This window comes from Opitutaceae bacterium TAV5, assembly GCA_000242935.3.
Lineage (GTDB): Bacteria > Verrucomicrobiota > Verrucomicrobiia > Opitutales > Opitutaceae > Geminisphaera.
Window position 1 is genome coordinate 1,282,810 of the sequence record CP007053.1, and the last position, 14,194, is coordinate 1,297,003.

Annotated in this window: 11 protein-coding genes; 5 read left to right on the top strand and 6 right to left on the bottom strand. The window is 65.5% G+C overall.

What is annotated here, in order from left to right; translation table 11 throughout:
* Positions 1-52: 52 nt before the first annotated feature.
* The 4 genes from OPIT5_05930 to OPIT5_05945 are packed head-to-tail and all read right to left on the bottom strand — an operon-like array spanning position 53 to position 4,940.
* On the bottom strand, positions 53-1,681 hold the full coding sequence (locus OPIT5_05930) for a sugar ABC transporter substrate-binding protein (protein ID AHF89838.1): 1,629 nt from the start codon (positions 1,679-1,681) through the stop codon (positions 53-55).
* Positions 1,678-2,538 carry a hypothetical protein gene (locus OPIT5_05935; protein AHF89839.1) on the bottom strand — a complete coding sequence of 287 codons (861 nt, stop codon included), beginning with the start codon at positions 2,536-2,538 and terminating at the stop codon, positions 1,678-1,680. The genes OPIT5_05930 and OPIT5_05935 overlap by 4 nt, the downstream gene beginning before the upstream one ends.
* A gap of 26 nt (positions 2,539-2,564) precedes the next feature.
* On the bottom strand, positions 2,565-3,320 hold the full coding sequence (locus OPIT5_05940) for an N-terminal cleavage protein (protein AHF89840.1): 756 nt from the start codon (positions 3,318-3,320) through the stop codon (positions 2,565-2,567).
* A gap of 18 nt (positions 3,321-3,338) precedes the next feature.
* Positions 3,339-4,940 (bottom strand): hypothetical protein, encoded by a 1,602-nt coding sequence (locus tag OPIT5_05945; GenBank protein ID AHF89841.1) that lies wholly within the window; start codon positions 4,938-4,940, stop codon positions 3,339-3,341.
* Positions 4,941-5,320: 380 nt separating this feature from the next.
* Between OPIT5_05945 and OPIT5_05950 the strand changes: the two genes are divergently transcribed.
* From OPIT5_05950 to OPIT5_05970, 5 genes are all read left to right on the top strand, one after another.
* Entirely contained in the window at positions 5,321-7,465 is a 2,145-nt protein-coding gene (locus tag OPIT5_05950; protein ID AHF89842.1) for a queuine tRNA-ribosyltransferase, read from the top strand.
* 186 nt (positions 7,466-7,651) lie between these two features.
* Positions 7,652-8,053 carry a hypothetical protein gene (locus tag OPIT5_05955; GenBank protein ID AHF89843.1) on the top strand — a complete coding sequence of 134 codons (402 nt, stop codon included), beginning with the start codon at positions 7,652-7,654 and terminating at the stop codon, positions 8,051-8,053.
* Positions 8,054-8,162: 109 nt separating this feature from the next.
* Positions 8,163-8,918, top strand: coding sequence for an N-terminal cleavage protein (locus OPIT5_05960; protein AHF89844.1), 756 nt, complete (start codon positions 8,163-8,165; stop codon positions 8,916-8,918).
* A gap of 104 nt (positions 8,919-9,022) precedes the next feature.
* Complete coding sequence (locus OPIT5_05965) at positions 9,023-10,099, top strand: LacI family transcriptional regulator (protein ID AHF89845.1); 1,077 nt, start codon at positions 9,023-9,025, stop codon at positions 10,097-10,099.
* 55 nt (positions 10,100-10,154) lie between these two features.
* Complete coding sequence (locus OPIT5_05970; protein ID AHF89846.1) at positions 10,155-12,008, top strand: glycoside hydrolase family 10; 1,854 nt, start codon at positions 10,155-10,157, stop codon at positions 12,006-12,008.
* A 78-nt stretch (positions 12,009-12,086) separates the two neighbouring features.
* Here the strand turns inward: OPIT5_05970 and OPIT5_05975 are convergent, their stop codons facing one another.
* The gene (locus tag OPIT5_05975; protein AHF89847.1) at positions 12,087-12,908 is read right to left on the bottom strand and encodes an aldolase; all 822 of its coding nucleotides are present in this window, start codon (positions 12,906-12,908) and stop codon (positions 12,087-12,089) included.
* A gap of 118 nt (positions 12,909-13,026) precedes the next feature.
* Positions 13,027-14,169 carry a hypothetical protein gene (locus OPIT5_05980; GenBank protein ID AHF89848.1) on the bottom strand — a complete coding sequence of 381 codons (1,143 nt, stop codon included), beginning with the start codon at positions 14,167-14,169 and terminating at the stop codon, positions 13,027-13,029.
* Positions 14,170-14,194: the final 25 nt, after the last annotated feature.

The following is a 14,194-nucleotide window of genomic DNA, read 5'->3' on the forward strand; positions in this document are numbered from 1 at the left end:
AAGGGCTTGCCGGACGGGCGGCCCGTGTCTCGCATCGTGCCGTTTTCGGTGTTTACCGGCTGCGTGCGGCAGGCGTGTCGTTGTCCGGGCCGGAAGCCGGTCGGGCCTGGCTCAACAGGTATTCCACCTGCCGCACATGGCGGAGTTCGCTCACCCGCGTCCAGTCCGGATCCGGCGTGGCGGCTCCGGACTGCGTGAACAGCAGGCCGAGGTGGGCGTCGAGCTGGCGAACACCGCGCAGCGTCCGGCTGGCATGGCGCTCCATGTCGGATCGCAGCGCAGCCGGCACCTCCCGATCGAGTTTGCGCACAAACCCGTCCAGATCTCCTCGCTCGCCGAGCAACAGGTGCAAATGAGTGCGAAACACATGGCTGGCGCGACCACCGCCAAAGGACGGCGGGATATCCGGCCGGAATCCCGCCACCTCGCCCTCCAGAATCGCAGCGAGCCCGGCGGCATGCTCCGGCGGCGGCACATCGAGGATCGCCGACGTGCGGTAGGTATTGTCGGCGAACATACGAGCCATGTGATGACTGGTCAGGAAGCGCAGGAAATCGATCGCGATCTCCGGATGTGGCGAATTGCGCACAACCCCGAACGTCGCTTCCGGGCTGCTACCCGTCTCGGCCTGGAGACCGAGCACAAAACGACCATAGTCGGGATCGCCTGCGGCAGGCACAGGCATCGGACAGATACCGACCTCGAACTCCCCGTTTCGGGCAAACACCGCATAGTCCCAACTACCGGCAAAAATCATCAATGCGTTGCCCTGTAGAAAGGTGAACAGGGCGTCGTCGCGATTGAGTTGGTAAAAACCCGGCTGCATGAGCGCGCTCACGTCGCGCAACAGCGCCAGCGAGGATCGTATTTCAGGGGCTCCATAGCCGATTCGCCCGTCGCGAAAGGCGCGCGCCAGATCGGCCGCCGTGAGGTTGAGCGTCTGCATCGGGCTGAGCGCGATGGCGAGTTGCTGTGTCTGCGATGGCAACAGGCGCCCGAACAGAATCTCGGCATACGGACCGCAGGCGGCGACGGGGATGAGCCGGCGTCCGGCGGCGGCGGCGTTGTAGTCGGTCACCTGCCGGCCGAGCGCGCGGAGGGCCGCATAGTCGGCAGGCGGCGCGTCGGAACCGGTCACGGCCCGCATCAGCGGTTTGTTGTAAAAGAGACGCACGGCATTGAGCTGGAGCATTACCGACTGCACCTCCCCCGTGGTCGGCACGAGCGCGAGCATGCTGTCGAGGCCGTCGATAAACGTCTCGCGCCACGGGATGCCCTCCAGCGAAGTGCCCGCATTCCAGAGGTTGGGCTCGGCAACGGCGTCGACCAGCGGGAGGAAATAGCGGTTGATGAATTCCTCGTTGAGGGTGTTCATCCCCAGAACGTCGGGAGCGGTGCCTCCGATGAGTTGGGTTCGCACCCAGGCGGGCCAGATCCGGAGAGGCACGGCAATCTGCTCGACCTTGACGTCGGGGCGGCGCGCCTCGTAGGCGCGTGCGGCTTCATCAAATGATTCACGCATGCCTTCGTGCAGCAGCCAGTGACCGATGCGGATTGTGACACGGCCGGAGTCGGACGCGAGCGCGCGGGTGCGAGAAAGCACATGCCAGAACGACGCGCCGACCGCGACGGCAAGCACGAGGAAAGGAACAAGTATCCTGATTCTGGATGCGATTGTCATGGCATTACGATTCCGACTGCTTCGCGGAGATGCTCCTCCTGCTCCAGTTCGGCCAGGTAGCGCCGCACGGTGCTGGCCCGGATATCCCGGCGCTTGCCTTCGAGAAAGGCGCGGTAGTGGGCGATGGCGGTGGTCTTGTCATTCACGCCGCGAGCCAGATTGGCGATCATGAGATCCACCTCGGCATTGCGAAACGGGCTTTCGTAACCGATGGCGCGTCCGGCCTGCAGATGGGCGACGGCCGCGTGAGCATTGCGACACCCTTCCCACTCGAGGCGGGCCAGAATGAAGTACAATTCGCGGGCCGCCTCGGGGTGCGGGGCTGCGCCGGGGAGCCTCGCGGTTATGCGGGCGATGGCGCCAGCCGGAGACAACCGCGGCTCGCCCCAGGCATCGAGCAGCGAAAGCTGGACGGCGGCTTGCCCGGCCAGCCGATGCCCGGGATGATCGCGCAGGATGGTTTCATAGGCGGCGCGGGCCATTGCCAGGCGAGGCGGTTCGAGGTGATCCTGATCGATACGCGCGGCGAGGTACGCGGCGAGAACAGTTTCGTCAACCGAAGCGCCGGCAAACGTGGCGGAGCGCATGGCCACGGCTTCGAGCAGGGAACGCGCCGTCCGGATGTTGTCGGCGGTGCGCGGCTGGCGGACGAGAAGCGTGGCGGCGCGGGCGATGGCGATGCGGGCATCCGCCGGAGAAACGGCCTGCAGGCGGTCGAAGTTTTCGGCGGCTTCGTTGTATTCGAACCCGAGCGCCATCTGCCAGGGCGTGCGGGCCGGGGCGGCGGCATCAGAGGCGTGCAGCACCGGAGGATACGGGAAGCAAAGCAGACACAACAGGGCGAGCAGCGGGCGCACGGCAGCGGTTGTCGGAAGCAGCGGGTTCAATACTGGGTGGCCACGACGTTGCGCTCGCGAACGGTTCCTTTTTTGAAAGAGCGGACGGAGCCGTCGCAGAACCCGAGGTTGGCGGCACCTCCGTGGCGGTAACGGATGTTGGCGTTGGATGAGGTAATCGACGCCCCGTCCGTGTCCGGACCCACCTCGACAAAGTTGTCGGCACTGGCGGGATCGTTGCTCACCGAATTGGGCAGCGCGGTGCTGCCGGGAATCTCGCCGCCACTGCCATCGGCGGCAATCGCTCCCTGGGTGCCATCGGCAAACAAAAAGACTTCCGAGAGTCGCTGCACGGCGCTCACGCGCACTATCGGGGTCGATTTGGTCGCGGTGTTCACCCACAACAGCCGGTTGATCATGTATCCTTTCCGGTATTTTCCATCGCTGGTCAGCTCCCGGTTGGCTTGGGAGGGGCAGGCATAGACCTCGCCTTTCTCCGTGCTCTGCCGGCCCGTGAGATACGGATTGAGCCTCTGATGCCATGAGCCCGTGTCATCGATTAGGTTGGGCGGGAAGGTACCCGTCTCGTTCATGTAGAGATTCGTAGCCAGACAGAAGGCGCGCAGGTTGCCCTTGCACTTTGCGTTACGCGCCGCATCCCGGGCACGGATCGTAACCGGAATAATAATGGCGGCGAGAATACCGATAATCGCAATGACCGTGAGTAACTCGATCAGGGTAAACGCGCGGCGAACGCCGCCACGTGTGGGGAAACGGGAATGACCAATGATTTTTGTATTCATTTTATACTTACAATCTTGTCATCTATCCGGGCCGCCCGAAACGAGACGCTCCGCAAGCTGCGCCCGGTAGAGGCTGGCCGGCTGCACGGGGACGCCGGGCGAATCGATGACACCTTCCTCGCGCGGGAGCCGGCCCTTGTCGAACCGTGCCACACAACCGATGGCGTAGTTTTGGGCGCCCGGCGGCCGTTGCAGCACGAGACGTTTCGGCGCCGTGCAGTTCCACAAAACCTGTTGCGCTCCCGTCCAGCCGTGGCCGGTGCCGGAATCGCCGCGGTCCTGCACGTTGATGGCGTTGGACTCGCGGATGTTGTCGTAAAGTGTGCCGATGGCGAAACGGTGATGCGGGCCGGAATCGGCGTGCGACTGCTCCGCCACACCGCCGAGAAACACATTGGGCCCGCGCACCCGCGAACTGGTGACAAACGAATGCCGGTCTCCGCGTGTGCGGCAGCCTTCCACCAGCGTGTACTGCCCGCCGAGATGGAATCCGTAACGATACCCGCCCACAATCGGCCCGACCGGGTCGAGGTGCGCGCTGTCCCGGATAGTGATAAAGAGGGAGTTTCTTCCGACGCTGACGCCGCCGTCGAAATGCCAGGCGGCCACGTCCCGCACCCAAGCATTTTCCACCGCGCCCGTGTTGATCGCGGTCGTGGCGTGATCGCTGTCGGAGGTTTCCTGCCCGGCCTTGTACTCCGACACGAGGCAGAGCGATTCCACGCCGCACTCGCGGGCGCGGCGCGATTCGGCGCGGTAAAGCCAGCCGCCGCCAAACTCCTTTTCGAGCGCAATCATGAGCGGCGCATCCAGCGTCACGCGGCGCGCCTCGGCATCCACGGCAGTGACGAACCGCTCGATGTGAAAATCGTACTCGGCCGGCTCCCATTGGCGCATCTTGTATTCCGGCGAACGGGCCACGATCCGGTCCATGCCGATGGAGGCGATCCATGCCGCCGTGCCGGGCCGGAGAACCACCACGCGGTCGCCCGCCTTCAGGTCATCCACGCGTTCGAGCGCGAGCGTGCGGCTGCTCGCCGGCACGTAGTCCTCCGCCACCCGGCGGCGGCTGCCGGGGACCTCCGCCATGGCGGCAGTGGCAGGCTTGGCCTCGCCCAGCCGGATAAGCGTCCGTTTCTGCGTGCCGGTGGCGATGATCATCGTGCCGTCTTTCGCGGAACCTTCGCCCCGCAGCACGACGCCGTCCGGCACCCGCAGATCCCCCGCCACGCGCCAGGTTCCCCGACGCAGGAGCACGGCGCCGCGCTGCCCTGCGGCATCGGCCGTCATCCCGGCAACCGTATCGAGCGCTTGCTGGATGCGTTCGCCGTCGTCTGCGGCGACGGTCACCCCCGCGCCGGCCTCCTGTGCCGGTGAAGGATCGAGCGCGATCGCGACAGGAACCGCGGGCAACGCCACGCCGCCGCCGTGATAACCGGCCCGCGAAAAATCGGGAAGGGTGTTGCCGCGTTCGTCTGCCCGGTAAACCAGCTTGCCGTCTGCCCCCGGGAAGACCCAGGCAGACCGGCCGGCGGATGCCGGATCGTCGGCCGCCGGCAAGGTCGTGACAAGGGCAGCGGCCAAGGTTACGGCAAGAACAGGTATGATTTTTGGAGTCATGGGCGAAACGAAAGAAGGGATGCGCAACGTTGCGATCACATCCGGGACAAGACGAGCAGGCTCTCTTTCACATCGTTGAAACCACTCCCCCTCCTGCGAGGCGCATCCCAAAAACCGGACAGGCTCCGAAGTGGCACGGGCTTCCAGCCCGTGAGCGTTGCCCCTGCGCTGTGGCATGGGCTTCCAGCCCATGATTCCGGACACATGGCCAGCATGGCCATGTCACGCAAGCCCACGGGCTGGAAGCCTGTGCCACGGCGTCAGGCATGTCCACTTTTGAGATGCGCCCTCTCGTGCGCATTCCTGCAAAACGGTTTCGCCACTGCGCCGAAACTTCTTTCCGATAGACAGCTTTCACCACCGCAGACGCCGTCCGCCACATGTCCCGCCTCCGCTTCACTCTCGAAAACACCGCACCCGGCTCGCAGGCGCGCGCGGCCGCGTTTCACACGCTCCACGGCCCGGTAAAGACTCCCGTTTTCATGCCCGTCGGCACCCAGGCCACCGTCAAATCCCAGACCGTCGAAACCCTCAAGACCGCCGGCGCCAGCGTCCTCCTCGCCAATACCTACCACCTGCTTCTCCGCCCCGGACCGGAGGTTTTTGAAAAATTCGGCGGCATCCATCGCTTCATGAACTGGGATCGCCCCGTGCTCACCGACTCGGGCGGTTTCCAGATCTTTTCGCTCCCGCACTCGCGCGCCATGAACGAGGAAGGCGCGCGCTTCCAGAGCTACGTGGACGGCGCGTTCCACCTCCTCTCGCCCGAGTCCAGCATCCGGATGCAGAAAACCATCGGCAGCGACATCATGATGGTGCTCGACCAGTGCATCCCCTCCACCGCGCCGCACGCGCAGGCCAGGGCCGCCATGGAGCTCACGCACCGCTGGGCCGTCCGCTCGCTCGCCGCGCGCGGCGATTCACCGCAAGCCCTCTTCGGCATCGTGCAGGGCGCCTGCCACCGCGACCTCCGCGAACAGAGCGCCGCCTTCCTTCGCGAGTTGCCCTTCGACGGACTCGCCATCGGCGGCCTCGCCGTCGGCGAGACGCACGACGAACGCTACGCATTCACCGGCCTCGTCACCGCCTGCCTCCCGCAAAACCTGCCCCGCTACCTCATGGGCGTCGGCACGCCGCTCGACATCCTCGAAGCCGTCCACCGCGGCGTCGACATGTTCGACTGCATCATCCCCTCGCAGGTCGCCGGACGCGGCCTCGCCTTCACCTCGCACGGCCGCCTCCAGCTCCGGCGCACTGTCTACAAGTTTTCCGAAGAACCGCTCGACGCCGCCTGCGATTGCGCCGCGTGCCGCAGCTACTCGCGCGCCTACCTGCATCACCTCGTCAAGGCCGACGAACACCTCGGCTGGCACCTCCTCGGCCTGCACAACATGACGTTCTATCACCGCCTCATGGCGGAGATGCGAACCCGTATCCTGGACGGCACGTTTGCCGGCTATTACGAAAGCAAGCGCATCGACCTCACGCGCACCGACGAGGATCATCCCGGCCACGCGCCGGCGAAACCACGCCACAAAAACCGCCACCGTCACCGCCGCCTCGGCGATTACGAGGTGCAGGTCAGCCCGCAGGGATTTTCGAGCATCCGGCAAACCAGTTCCGGCGAGATCATGCACTCCGTCACCGCCCCCGACGACGAGGCGCAGCGCCTCTACATCGACCAGTCCTGCCTCGCCGCGCGACTCGGCGCCCCCAATCAACCGGAAGAAAGTGGCGCGGGCATCCCGCCCATAATGTGGCATGGGCATCCTGCCCATGAAGTGGCACGGGCTTCCAGCCCGTGTTCTGCCGGGTTCCCGCCCCCTCTCGTCATCTGGGACGTCGGCCTCGGCGCTGCGCACAACGCCATGGCCGCGATCCGCTGTTTCGAACAGCTCCAGGACCCCCGTCCGCTCCGCCTCGTGAGTTTCGAACGCGACCTCGACCCGCTCCGGCTCGCTTTCAAAAACGCCGGTCGCCATTTCCCGCACCTGCGCCATCCCGCTCCGTACCATCTCCTCGAATACGGCCGCTGGGAGCACGCCTCCGGTCTCCTGCACTGGGAACTACAAAGGGGCGATTTCCTCGAAACCCTCGACGCCGCGCCGCCGCCCGATGTGATTTTTTACGATCCGTTTTCCGCCAAAACCGATTCCCCGCTCTGGACCGCCGCCGCCTTCGCACGCGTTTTCGCCCGCTGCACCGCCAACCCGAATCCTGCCGGGGCCGAGCTCTACACCTACTCCAACGCCACCGCCGTGCGCGTTGCCCTGCTCACTGCCGGTTTTTTTGTCGCCGCCGGCGCCGGCACCGGTCCGAAGGCCGACACCACCATCGCCTTCACCACGACCGACGGAACGGCCGCCCATCCGCTTTCGCCTCGCCTCCTCGGCCCCGAATGGCTCGCCCGGTGGCGGCGCAGCCACTCGCAATTCCCGCCCGAGCTCGCCGACGCCGAAAAGCCCGCTTTCGCCCGCCGCATCGAAACCCATCCGCAATTCGCAGACGCAAGCGTATCCGGATAAATTTTACACAAAGATCGCAAAGGTCGCCAAGGACTGACCATCCATCCACCGGATGAAATGAATATCTGATGTTACGCAGCCGGGCATCCGGATCTTCGCGACCTTTGCGATCTTTGTGTAAAACTCATCCGATCCGACGCTTTTGATCGTCGCTCTTTTCCGCTTCCCGCCCTTCCCGGTTTCATCATGATCCTGCCCGTGTCTGCCGGCTTCCTTCCGGACCGCAGACACCGCGTGAACATCCCATCCACACCGGCCGATTGCCTTCGCTGCGGAGTCTGCTGCTTCTCCGGCCTCGATACCTACGTGCGCGTCACCGGTGACGACTGGACCCGCCTCGGCGCCGACGCCGAACGTCTCGCGCACTTCATCGGCCACCGCGCCTGGATGCGCATGCGTGACGGTCATTGCATCGCTTTGCTTCCCCGCCTCGTAACCGATACCGACGGCCGCACGCATACGGAGTATTTTTGCACCGCCTACGAACGCCGCCCGCAAATCTGCCGCGACCTCGCCCGCGGCAGCCCGCACTGCGAAGGCGAACTCGCCGCCAAGGCCGCACGCCCCTCCGCAGCGACGCCTGCCTGATCGAAACGATCTTATACCAACCTTCATGCTTAACGGGTAAAACAACGACTCACTGGCATCGTGACCGGGACAGGACAACGTTACGTCCACACCCGAATCCCCACGACCCATGAGCTGTTCCACCTCCCGTCCTGTCCGCGGCTTCACCCTGATCGAGTTGCTGACCGTCATCGCCATCATCGGCATCCTCGCGGCGATCATCATTCCGACCGTCGGCCGCGTCCGCGAATCCGCCAAATCCGCCGTCTGCAAAAGCAATCTCCGCCAGCTCGGCCTCGCTGTGCAGATGTACGCCAACGAACGCGGCTTCTACCCGCCGGCACAGGCCACGTCCAATGGTCCGAGCGGAGAAACCGGCGGGCAAGTCTGGATCCAGTACCTTCGCCCCTACCTCGGAGCAACCGGTACCACCGATGCCAACTCGAAGGGAGCCAAAAGCGCCATCGCCGTCTGCCCGAGCCGGCTCATCGAACCCCCCGCCGACCAGACCCTGCGCATCACCTATTCGGCCCACCCGCGCGTCATGCCCGATGAGAACGCGATCACCGACACTTCGGTCAAACGACTCGTTCGCCTCGGCAACATCCCGCGGCCCACCGAAGTCATCCTCATGGCCGACGGCACGCAACGGGAAGACGGCGGCTCCAATTCCACGTTCTACAGTATCACGGAAGTGGACCAGACCACGAGCAGTGATGCCGCGGCCGATACGCCCATCGCCACCCCCGGCGACTCCGACCCCCAGTCCTCAGCTTATCTCCGTTACCGCCACAACGGCACCCTCAACGTCGTCTTCGTGGACGGTCACGTCGGCAACTTCCGCAAGGGCGACATCCTGCGCCGCCACATCAGCATCTTTTATTGAACATCCCCTCCACGCCGGCGCCGGTCGCCCAGCGGCACGAATACAGGTGGCCGGCCCCGCATTCGCCCTTGAGATCGGTTAACCCGTTAGACAATCTCGGCGGCATGGGCACCGCCTCCACCCCGACGCTCGAAACCATCGCCCGCCGGCTCAACGTTTCCAAGGTCACGGTCTCGCTCGCCATGCGCGGCAGCCGTCGCATCTCCGAAAAAATGCGCGAGCGCGTCGCCACCGTCGCGGCGCAGGTCGGCTACACGCCCAACCCGATGGTCAGCGCCCTCATGGTCAATCTCCGCAGCCAGCGGCGCGGCGGGCGCAAGTTCAACCTCTGCTTCCTCACCGCGTTTCCCGACCGCGACGGCTGGCAACGTTTCCACCCCACCTTCCCGCGCATGCACGCCGGCGCACGCGAACGCGCCGCCGAACTCGGCTACGGCATCGAGATTCACTGGACGGGCGATGCCGGTGGCTCCGGCGCGCGCCTCACACAGATCCTCGAATCGCGCGGCATTCCCGGCATCATCCTCGCCCCGCTGCCGGCCCGCGGCGGTGTCACGCTCGGCCTCGACTGGTCGCGCTTCGCTACCGTCGCCCTCGGCCATACGTTTACCGAGGTGCCGTGCAACCGGGTCAGCAATCACCAGTTCCACTCGGTCACCACGGCGCTCGAAGTCTGCTACCGCCGGGGCTTCCGCCGCATCGGCCTCGTCATCCCGCCGCTCAGCGACGCCAAGGTCGAGCACGCCTGGCAGGCCGGCTACCTCACCTTCCAGGTCAACCACCGGGCCATGCGCCGGCTCCCCCCGATGATGTCGGGCGAATTCACCGAAACCGCCGTCGTCGCCTGGGCCGCGCGCTCCCGGCCCGAAGTGGTCGTCACCACCCACACTCACGTCCTCCCCTGGTTGCGACGCGCCGGCCACCGCGTGCCGGAAGACATCGCCTGTGTCCACCTCGACTGGACGCCCGAGCGCAGCGAATTCGCAGGCATCGACCAGCAACCCGAGCAGATCGGCGCTGCCGCCGTCGACCAGCTTGTCGAGCAGATCAACCAGAACCGCCGCGGCATCCCCGACTCGCCCCGCACCTTGCTGACCGAAGGCATCTGGCGCGACGGCTCCACGCTCACACCGGAAGGGCTGGCCGAGGCCGTCCCGGACAGAACCCGCGTATCTGTTTAACGAGTAAACCTTCTCCGGCCTGGTGTGCCGCATCATTCGTGGTCACCCTGACCGCATGTTCTTCCCCTCCCCGTTTTTCCCGGTCCTTCCGGGCCTTCTCCTGATCACCGCCTTCACGGCCGGGGCCTCTGCCCAGGTCCACGAATCCGTCCCCGTCCCTCCCGGAGGCACGCCGCTTGTGTCCGGTCCGTACAAGGACGCCTTTACCGGTACCGGTGCGCCCGACCTTTTCACGATCCGCCACGACCCGCGCGGTGGTCCCGACGGCGGCGGCTCCTGGCGGATCGACACCCGGCGCGATGCCTCGCCCGCCTGGGCCATCCAGTGGCGCGCCCCGACCGGCCGCCCCGTGACCAAGGGCGACATTGCGCTCGTCACTTTCTCCGCCCGCGCGCTCGAAACCAGCCGCGAGACCGGCGAGGCGCAGATGCGCGTCGTCGTGCAAAACCGCGGCGGCGCCTGGGCCCGCGCCGCCGCCGGCCAGTTTTCGCTCACCCGCGACTGGCGCACGTATTATCTGCCCGTCCGTTTTCCCCGCGATTTCCCGGCCGGCGCCGCCGAAGTGTCCTTCGGCTTCGGATACCAGAAACAGGCTGTCGAAATTGCCGATCTTGCGATCTTCCATTACGGCAACCGCGTCGCTTTCGACGCGCTCCCCGGCACGCGTCCCACGTATCCCGGCCGCGATCCGGCTGCTCCCTGGCGCGCGGAAGCGCTGGCCCGTATCGAGCGCTTCCGCAAATCCGGCGTCACGCTCGCCGTCACCGATGCCGCCGGACGCCCCGTGCCCGGTGCCGTCGTCGAAATCCGGCAAACCCGCTCCGCTTTCGGATTCGGCACCGCCGCCCCCCTCTCGCTCGTCGTCAGCGAACGCGAGGGAGCCGACATCTGGCGCCGTCACCTGCGCGAGCTCTTCAACGGCGTGAGCCTCGAAAACGACCTCAAATGGCCGTGGTGGGCCGGCGAGCGCGGCAAACCCGGCGAGACGCCCGCCGCCATCCGCGAACGCACCCTCGCCGGCCTCCGCCAGCTCAAGGCCGACGGTTTTTCCGTTCGCGGCCACGTCCTCGTCTGGCCCGGCTGGAAGCGCCTGCCCGCCGCCATCGTCAACCTCCGCGGCACCCCGCGTGAAAAGGAAATCCCTGTCGCCGTCCTCGCGCACATTACCGACATCACCACCGCCACCCGCGGCCTGATCGACGAGTGGGACGTGCTCAACGAACCCTTCAACAACCATGATCTGATGGACCTCTTCGGCCGCGACATCATGGCCGACTGGTTTCGCGCCGCCCGCGCCGTGTTGCCCGACACACCGCTGGTCACCAACGACTGGGGCAACCACGACATCACCGCCGACCCGACCCATGTGAAACACTTCACCGACACCACGCGCTTCCTGCTCGATCGCGGCGCCCCCGTGGACGGTCTCGGCCAGCAAGCCCACATTGGCGGCATCCCCGCCGCGCCCGCCGCTCTCCTCTCCACGCTCGATCACTACGCCAAAACGCTCGCCCTTCCCGTGCGCATCACCGAATTCGACATCACCACGGACGACGAAGACATGCAGGCCGACTACACCCGCGATTTCCTGACCGTGATGTTCAGCCACCCGTCCGTCGTGGGCGTGCAGCTCTGGGGTTTCTGGGAAGGCGCGCACTGGAGCCCTCCTGCCGCGCTTTACCGCAAGGACTGGACCGAAAAACCCAACGGCCGCGTCTATCGCCAGGTCACGCAGGAAACCTGGCGCACCCGCGAGACTGTCCGCACCGACACCGCCGGCCGGTGGCAGGGCCGCGTCTTTCAGGGAGACTACACCGTTGTTGTCAAAACCCCGCAAGGCAGCGCCACCCGGACCTTCCAGGTTCCGCCGGGTACGGCTGATGCCCGATGGGAGATCTCACCCGAGTGACCCATGCGTTTGAACCGCTCGCGGGACACAGCCTGGAAGGCCGTGCCACTTCATGGGCAGGATGCCCATGGCACGCTCTCAGTCTTCCGCGAACGTCCGGGCCAGCTCCTTGATCCCGAGATTCATGACGCGGACATCCCCGCCGGGACAAACCAACTGCGCGCCGAGCGCCTTTACCTTGAGATAATTCTCCCGACCGATGCCCAGCGTTCCCCAGAATTTGCCGGCGGCGCGGCAGGCCGCGGCGATCCGTTCCATCGCAGCAAAAACGTCCGGGTGGCCGATCTGGCCGAGACGACCGATGCGGTGGGCATAATCGCCGGGGCCAAAAAAGATGCCGTCCACGCCGGGCGTCGCCGCAATGGCGCCGGCACGGGCGAGGCCGTCTTCGGTCTCGATCTGGCAGAGGATCACCGTCTCGCGATTCTGGTGAGCGGCGTAGTCGGTGGCGGATACGGTGCCGTAGCGCGCATCGATGCCGCCGCCATTCCAGCCGCGTTGACCGGTGATCTCTCCGGGCGCCGGAGCCGGGTTGTTGAATTTCGCCCAGCGCACGATCTGCGCGGCCTGCTCCGGCGTATCGACCATGGCGCACATGAGACCGCCGACGCCCGTTTCGAGCGTACGTTGCACGGTCTGGTAATCGGAAGCGTGCAGACGGGCGAGTGTGGTCACCGGATGCGCACGGGCCACGAGAGTGAGCGTGGCGAGCCGGTCGGTGCCGAGGTCGAAATGTTCGAGATCGAACCAGAGGGTTTCGAACAGACCCGAGCCGGCCACGAAATCGACGTGACGCGGCGTGGCGTGGTTGCCGAGTACATACAGATGTTCGATGCGCCCGGCACGGACGTTGGAGAGTAGGCGGTTGGGCCGGAGTTGCGGAGGTGTGGTGTGTGACATGGGAGAAAGATGTGCGATGATGGAATGCGGGGGACGTGGCACGGGCTTCCAGCCCGTGATTCCGGAAGGCGACGCTACGCGTCGTCCATGGGCTGGAAGCCCATGCCACTTCGGGGAATCACGGGCAGGATGCCCGTGCCACTTTGCGATCCGCCTCCGCCAGCGTGAAACGTGTGCTCACGACCGAGTGCTGCTCCGGACCGGGACGATATTTGATGTAGGTGGTGGCGACAAACGTGCCGTCGGGAAGCAGTTCCAGCCCCGGATACCCGCAGTCGTAACCGGCATGACTGTGCAACAGTTTTATCCGGTAGCCGCCGGCATCGTCGCCACCGGACAGATCGTCATAGCGTCCCACCCAAGCGACAAAGTGCGTGGTGGTGCCGCTGGCGAGAGCGCGGTCACGAAATACCACGACAAGCCTTCCGTCCGCCGCATAACGCGCCACGTGCCTGTCTCCGGCAAGGCCGACAGGCAACGGTTCGGGTTTTGTCCACGAGATGCCTTCATCGCGCGTCGTCATCCGCCACGAGATACCATGCATGTTCTCCCGCATCAGGCACGTCAGCTCCCTGCCATCCGGTGAAGGCACGAGCCAGGGTTCGCAAAACCTGAGCTCCGGGTTGTCGGCAATGACGCGCCACGGCGTCCACGAAAATCCCCCGTCGCCGGAAATGCTCTGGGCCACGACATTGCTCCACGCATCGCCCCCGTCTCCTTCGCGGCGGATGTTGGTCAGGCCGAGCAAGGTGCGCCCGCCATCCACCGGAACAAGGGTACAAAACGGCATTACGGCGGCGATGCCGAGCGACCGCATCGGCGACCAGGTGCGCCCGTTGTTTTCGGAGTGCGACTCGTGGATGCAGCCGTCGGGGCCCTGCCCGGCATAAACAAAGAGCCGGTATTTCCCGCGCGGGTCGGGTAGCCGGAAAATCGTCGGACAGTTGCGCACCTCGCTCCAGTTTTCCGGCACGTCGAGCAACCCGCTCCACGTCAGCCCCCCATCGTCGCTACGTTTGAGCAGACCACATGGCCCGCCGTGTCCATGTGTCCATACACAATACATCGTTTTTCCGTCCGGCATGAGCAGCGTGGTCGGGTGCCCCTGATAGGAATTTTCCGACCCGGCGGCGATGACGACCTGGCGCGCGGTGTCACCGGAGATGTCCACGGTCGGGAGCGGAAAACGGGCAGAGCGTGGTTCCCGCAAGGGGGAGGAGCCATGACCGAGTTGCGGGGATGCCTGTAAGGTGGTATTCATCCAGTGAAGATAATGATCCCCGCCG

Bases quoted from the DNA above. Each gene is read 5' to 3' on its own strand.
- OPIT5_05945 (AHF89841.1), bottom strand. From the start codon at position 4,940: ATGACTCCAAAAATCATACCTGTTCTTGCCGTAACCTTGGCCGCTGCC.
- OPIT5_05940 (AHF89840.1), bottom strand. From the start codon at position 3,320: ATGAATACAAAAATCATTGGTCATTCCCGTTTCCCCACACGTGGCGGC.
- OPIT5_05980 (AHF89848.1), bottom strand. From the start codon at position 14,169: ATGAATACCACCTTACAGGCATCCCCGCAACTCGGTCATGGCTCCTCC.
- OPIT5_05930 (AHF89838.1), bottom strand. From the start codon at position 1,681: ATGACAATCGCATCCAGAATCAGGATACTTGTTCCTTTCCTCGTGCTT.
- OPIT5_05965 (AHF89845.1), top strand. From the start codon at position 9,023: ATGGGCACCGCCTCCACCCCGACGCTCGAAACCATCGCCCGCCGGCTC.
- OPIT5_05950 (AHF89842.1), top strand. From the start codon at position 5,321: ATGTCCCGCCTCCGCTTCACTCTCGAAAACACCGCACCCGGCTCGCAG.
- OPIT5_05970 (AHF89846.1), top strand. From the start codon at position 10,155: ATGTTCTTCCCCTCCCCGTTTTTCCCGGTCCTTCCGGGCCTTCTCCTG.
- OPIT5_05955 (AHF89843.1), top strand. From the start codon at position 7,652: ATGATCCTGCCCGTGTCTGCCGGCTTCCTTCCGGACCGCAGACACCGC.
- OPIT5_05960 (AHF89844.1), top strand. From the start codon at position 8,163: ATGAGCTGTTCCACCTCCCGTCCTGTCCGCGGCTTCACCCTGATCGAG.
- OPIT5_05975 (AHF89847.1), bottom strand. From the start codon at position 12,908: ATGTCACACACCACACCTCCGCAACTCCGGCCCAACCGCCTACTCTCC.